Raw genomic sequence first — 4,849 nt, forward strand, 5'->3', positions numbered from 1 at the left:
TTGAGTTCTCAAGGAACGGACGCTTCCTTCGTACTCACCCTTTCGGGCTTTCCTCCGGGCTTTCGTTCTTCGTTTCCGACTCTATCAGACTCTTTCGTGTCCGATTCCCGGTCGAAGCGGGTTTGCCTTCCGGGGTCCGCTTTCGCGTTTCCCTTTCGGCGAGACCGACTCTATCAGAACTTTTCCACCGGATTTCCCGGCTCGAATTTCCGAACATGGAGTCGACTGTGCACCCGGGGCTCGAAGTCCCGGGTACGAGGTCTGCTTGGGGTTCGTTGCCGAACGATCCGTTCCAGGCAACCGCTCCACTCTACATCTGCACCCCACAGGTGTCAAAGACCCCAGGCGTCACGCCCGCGGCCCCTGGGGGACCGATGAGTTTCCCGTCCGGCTCCGGTCTCCATCCAGTAGACACAGGCAGGGCAGGACCTTCACGAGGAGTGAGTCGCATGCGGATCGTGGTCACGGAGTTCATCAGCCTGGACGGCGTCGTACAGGCACCCGGCGGGGCGGACGAGGACCGGGACGGGGGCTTCGCACACGGCGGCTGGGTGCAGCCGTTCTTCGACCCGGAAGTGGTCGGCGGCGCCTTCGACGCCGCCCTGGCCGGTGCGGGAGCCCTCCTCTTCGGGCGGCGCACCTGGCAGACGATGGCCGGCGCCTGGCCCGACCGCGCCGGCGACCCCTTCGCGGACCGCATGAACGCCCTCCCCAAGCACGTCGTCTCCTCCACGCTCACGGCCACCGACCTGACGTGGAACAACACCTCCCTCATCCCCGGCGACAAGCCGCTGCCCGCGATCCGGGAGCTCCGCGAGCGCGAGGGCGGCGACCTGGTGGTGATGGGCAGCCCCTCACTCGTCCGCACCCTGATCGAGGAGGGCCTGGTCGACGAGCTCCGCCTCAACGTGATGCCGGTCGTCCTCGGCGGCGGCAAGAGCATCTTCCCGACGTCCGGCAGCAAGCGCACCCTGCACCTGGTCTCCGCGGTCACCAGCCCCACGGGCGTCCAGGTCTGCACCTACCAAGCCACCGGCGACGCGTCTCACTGACCAGGTGGCGCCACCGAGGCCGGCGGCAGACCGCCAAGGCCGGTCCGTTCGACGCCGCGAGGCGAGAACGTCACCGGCCCGATCCACCCCTGGCGGACGAGGGCGATCTGAGAGGGGAGCGGCGACACCGGGTCGATCGCCCTGCCGCGCGCCCAGTTCCGGAAGAGCCCCTCGGTCGTCTCGACCGCGGACACCACCATGGTCACCCTCAGGTCCCCGTCGCCCCAGGTGTTCCACAAGGCCCAGCCTTCCGGCCTGGGGTCGACGCCGATCCGCGCACACACCTCCTCGTACGACTCCTCCACCCCTGCCGGCATGACACCGGGCTTCAGCACGGAGGCTCCGACCAGGCGGACCAGGGGCCGGTCCTCGTCCAGGCAGCCGTCGCCGTCGAAGTGGTAGTGGTGCAAGACCCGGGCCAGCGCGTTCACGCTGCGCTGCAAGGGTGTCGCCTCGTCGGGGTCCTCCTGGTACGAGAGCCATCCTTCGTTGCCTGCCTCAACGCGGACACGGTGGGCGAGGCGCTCGATCTCCCGGAGATAGTCCAGGTCACTGAAGTCGGATGCCGTCATGGCCCGAAGTCTCGCACCGCGCCTCGTCAGGGCGAGCGGCGGCCGGGCAGCGTTCGGAGCGGGGCCGAATGAGGGAGCACGACCAAGGTCCCGGCTGCCATGGGACCGGCGGCCGAGGCGCCGCAGCCGGCCGCACGCCTACGGTGGCGCCGAAGGCACAAAGGACCGGGGAGTCGGGGGCGGGCGTGGCGGTGGCGATCGTGACGGGGGCTTCCCGCGGCCTGGGCCGTGCCCTGGCCGCGGAGCTGGCGGGGCAGGGCTGGAGTGTGGTGGTGAGCGGACGGGACGCCGGCGCGCTCCCCGGTCCGGCAGACATCCCCGGCGTGGTCGCGCTCGCGGGCGACGTACGCCATGCCCGGCACCGCGCCGCGCTGGTGGCGGCGGCACGGCGGCTCGGTGGGCTGGACCTGCTGGTGAACAACGCGGCGGTACTCGGGGCGGAGCCCCTGGTGCCGCTGGCCGAGCAGTCTCCGGCCGGTTTCCGCCACGCCCTGGAGGTGAACCTCGTGGCACCGCTGGCGCTGGTCCAGGAGTCGCTGCCGCTGCTGCGGGTGTCACCTCTGGGTGCCGTTCTGAACGTCAGCTCGGCCGCGGCAGTCGAGACGTACGCGACCTGGGGGGCGTACGGGGCGACCAAGGCCGGGCTGGACCTCCTGTCGGGCGTCCTGGCCGTGGAGGAGCCGGAGCTGCGGGTGTGGTGGGCGGACCCGGGGTCGATGGCGACGCGGATGCTGGCGTCGGCCGAGCCGGACGCAGCCCTCGACGCTCTGCCCGCACCGGAGGAAGTGGCCCCGCTGCTGCTGCGGCTGGTCGCGGAGCGGCCGCCGAGCGGGCGGTACACGGCCCGGGACCTGGCGGCGTAAGACGGTGGTCTACGGAGCGGCCCCCGCCAGGGCGGCAGGCATGGCCAGGGTGGTGAGGTCGCCGCGGTCCGCCGACCGGAGCGTGACGGGCCGGTCGTGCCCCCGAAGGTCGAGCAGGACGTCGGGCCCGATCGCGGTGCTCACCGCGGGATAGAGGGTGGTCACCTCGAACCGCACCTGCAGGGCCCGCCCCGCCACGGCGGCCGGCACCGCGAGACGGGTCCCGGCACCGTCCCCTGGTCCGACGGTCAGTCCGCAACCGTCCACCCTCAGCACCACATCCTCCCCGGACTGCTCTTCCAACGCTCGCAGGAGCAGCTCCTTCGAGACCGTCACCCGCGTGGTGGCCTCACCCAGGGACTCGAGCATCAGCCGGTGATCGGGAAAGTCCTCGGACACCAGCCGGCAGTGCCGGTCCCCCCGACGGCCGAGGCGGAACCAGATGCCGTGCGGGACTGCTTCGAGCCGCACCAGGGGGCTGCGCCGGATCTCGCCGACGGCGGCCCTCAGCTCACCGCCGTCGACGGTTCCGGCCCACGCCCGCTCCGCCCTTTCGGCCGGGAGCAGCGTCCTGGTGGCGAGCCGGTACCGGTCCGTCGCGGTCAGGGTGACTGCCTCGGCATCCGCCTCGACGCGCAGGCCGGCAAGTGCGGGTGTGCCGGCCTCGTACGCGGTCGCGGTTAGCACCTGCTCGACCGCATCCGCCAGCACGGGCCCCTTCACCGCCCCGAGGCACAGCCCCGTCTCCTCCCCGAACGCGGCCCTGATGACTGCGGCCTTCTCCCGCACGGCCGCGGCCCGCTCGAGAACCTCCGCGACGTGTTCGTCGAGGAGTCGTGCCGCCTCACCGGCCCCCGCACCGAGCACGGCCTCGACCCCGGCCAACGGCATGGCGACCTCACGCAGCCGCCGCAACGCGACGGCCCGGGCCAGCTGCCCGGGACTGTAGTAGCGGTAACCCGAGGCGGGATCGGTCTCGGCGGGCGGCAACAGCCCGGAGTCGGCGTAGAACCGCAGCGCACTGCAGGTCAGCCCACTGCGTCGGGCAAAGGCCCCTATCGGCATCAGCTCGTCATCTGGCACGGCGCCATCCTCGAACCTCAACCAACCCGAAGGTCAAGGCCGCCTTCGTTCACTCAGTGAGGTTCTGCCACGACTTCTGCGCAGCGGTCACGCTCGGGGTCAGGGGTGGCGTGCAGGATCTGTCGCACTTCCTGGCGCGACTGGTCGGCTCCGACTGTCCACACAACCGGCAGCCAAGGCCCCGCCGCTGGGACCATGCGCGAGTGGCCTCAGAACTCCCCGCAGGCTGGACGCTCGAACGCGTACGCGCCCTCTCGGCCGATCCCACGGCCACCCCGCTCTCCCTCGACCGGCTCGTGGTCATCGAGGCGGCCGACCAGGCGGACTACGAACGGCTTTGGCCCGACCTGATCCTGGCATTCCACGAACTGTGCCTCGTGCGCCACGACGGTGAATGGCTCATGGGCCATCTCGACAAGGACGGCTCGGTACTCTGCTGGGCCTCCTACGGCCCCGAGCTGGCGAAAGCCATCCACAGCCTGTAACCCCGGACGCGAGGCTCACGCTAGAGGTTGACCCGCTTCAGGTAGACCCGGTGGCGGTGGGGGATGGTCTGGTACCAGAGCAGGAGGTGCTCGTCCTCGTACGTCCGGAGCCGCATCGGATTCGGGTCCTCGTGCAGACTGCCGTCTTTGGGGTCGATGCCCATCGAGGCCAAGTCGACGAGCCCGTCCATGACGGCGCCGACCAGCAGTTGCTGTTCCGTCGGCATGGCCCCGAGAACCCAAAGCCGGCTGGGATCGCATTCCCATGCCCAGCCGTTGTCGCTCTCGACGCCTTCGCCGCGCGTGGTCACAGGCCGATTTCGCGTTGAGCCTCGGCGAGGATGCGGCTGCTCGTTGCCATGGCGTCCTGGAACTCCTGCTCGGTGGACGCGGAGTCGCCTACGATCCGTTCCGCTTCGCGCAGGGCGGCCGCGCGGGCCGGCCACCTGTGGATCGCCACGTGAGTGGCCCACTTGATCAGGAAGAAGCGGAGCGGGTTGATCGCCCCGGTCTCCGCGGCCCGGTCGAAGGCCTCGTGGCATTCCCTGTCGAGCGCGGCCAGGCTCGGCATGTCGATCCGCCGCACCGCGTCCCGCAGGGCCTCGCGCGTCATGGCCGGTTGGGGGATCAGGGGGCGGTCGCCGTCTTCCAGCTGCTGTGCTGTCATCGGACTCCTCCAGGGGAACGCCGCCAGGATACCGAGGCAGGCCTGGATATTGCCCTGAAACGCAGGAAAGCCCCGCACCAGAGCTGGTGCGGGGCTAACCCACAATGATTGTTCGGCGGCGTCCTAC

At 70.5% G+C, this 4,849-nt stretch carries 7 protein-coding genes; 3 read left to right on the forward strand and 4 right to left on the reverse strand.

Translation table 11 applies throughout. From position 1 onward, the window contains the following. The first annotated feature begins 449 nt into the window (after positions 1-449). A complete protein-coding gene (locus IE170_RS32195) occupies positions 450-1,052 on the forward strand; it encodes a dihydrofolate reductase family protein (RefSeq protein WP_189813026.1) in 603 nt (200 codons plus the stop codon). On the opposite strand, the gene IE170_RS32200 is transcribed toward IE170_RS32195, so the two are convergent. Continuing rightward, positions 1,046-1,624 carry a hypothetical protein gene (locus IE170_RS32200; RefSeq protein WP_189813027.1) on the reverse strand — a complete coding sequence of 193 codons (579 nt, stop codon included), beginning with the start codon at positions 1,622-1,624 and terminating at the stop codon, positions 1,046-1,048. The genes IE170_RS32195 and IE170_RS32200 overlap by 7 nt on opposite strands. Before the next feature lie 185 nt (positions 1,625-1,809). Here IE170_RS32200 and IE170_RS32205 point away from each other — a divergent pair, with 185 nt between their 5' ends. Beyond that, the gene (locus IE170_RS32205; protein ID WP_189813028.1) at positions 1,810-2,487 is read left to right on the forward strand and encodes an SDR family NAD(P)-dependent oxidoreductase; all 678 of its coding nucleotides are present in this window, start codon (positions 1,810-1,812) and stop codon (positions 2,485-2,487) included. 9 nt (positions 2,488-2,496) lie between these two features. On the opposite strand, the gene IE170_RS32210 is transcribed toward IE170_RS32205, so the two are convergent. Continuing rightward, positions 2,497-3,552, reverse strand: coding sequence for a DNA polymerase III subunit beta family protein (locus IE170_RS32210; RefSeq protein WP_189813032.1), 1,056 nt, complete (start codon positions 3,550-3,552; stop codon positions 2,497-2,499). 221 nt (positions 3,553-3,773) lie between these two features. On the opposite strand from IE170_RS32210, the gene IE170_RS32215 reads away from it, so the two are divergent. Beyond that, entirely contained in the window at positions 3,774-4,055 is a 282-nt protein-coding gene (locus IE170_RS32215; RefSeq protein WP_189813029.1) for a hypothetical protein, read from the forward strand. 20 nt (positions 4,056-4,075) lie between these two features. Here IE170_RS32215 and IE170_RS32220 read toward each other — a convergent pair whose 3' ends face one another. Both IE170_RS32220 and IE170_RS32225 read right to left on the reverse strand, forming a co-directional pair. Continuing rightward, positions 4,076-4,282, reverse strand: coding sequence for a hypothetical protein (locus tag IE170_RS32220; RefSeq protein WP_189813030.1), 207 nt, complete (start codon positions 4,280-4,282; stop codon positions 4,076-4,078). A gap of 80 nt (positions 4,283-4,362) precedes the next feature. After that, positions 4,363-4,722: a hypothetical protein gene (locus IE170_RS32225; protein WP_189813031.1), complete on the reverse strand. Its 360-nt coding sequence runs from the start codon at positions 4,720-4,722 to the stop codon at positions 4,363-4,365. Positions 4,723-4,849 lie beyond the last annotated feature (127 nt).

Source organism: Streptomyces toxytricini (genome assembly GCF_014649915.1).
In the GTDB taxonomy this organism is placed as follows: Bacteria; Actinomycetota; Actinomycetes; order Streptomycetales; family Streptomycetaceae; genus Streptomyces; species Streptomyces toxytricini.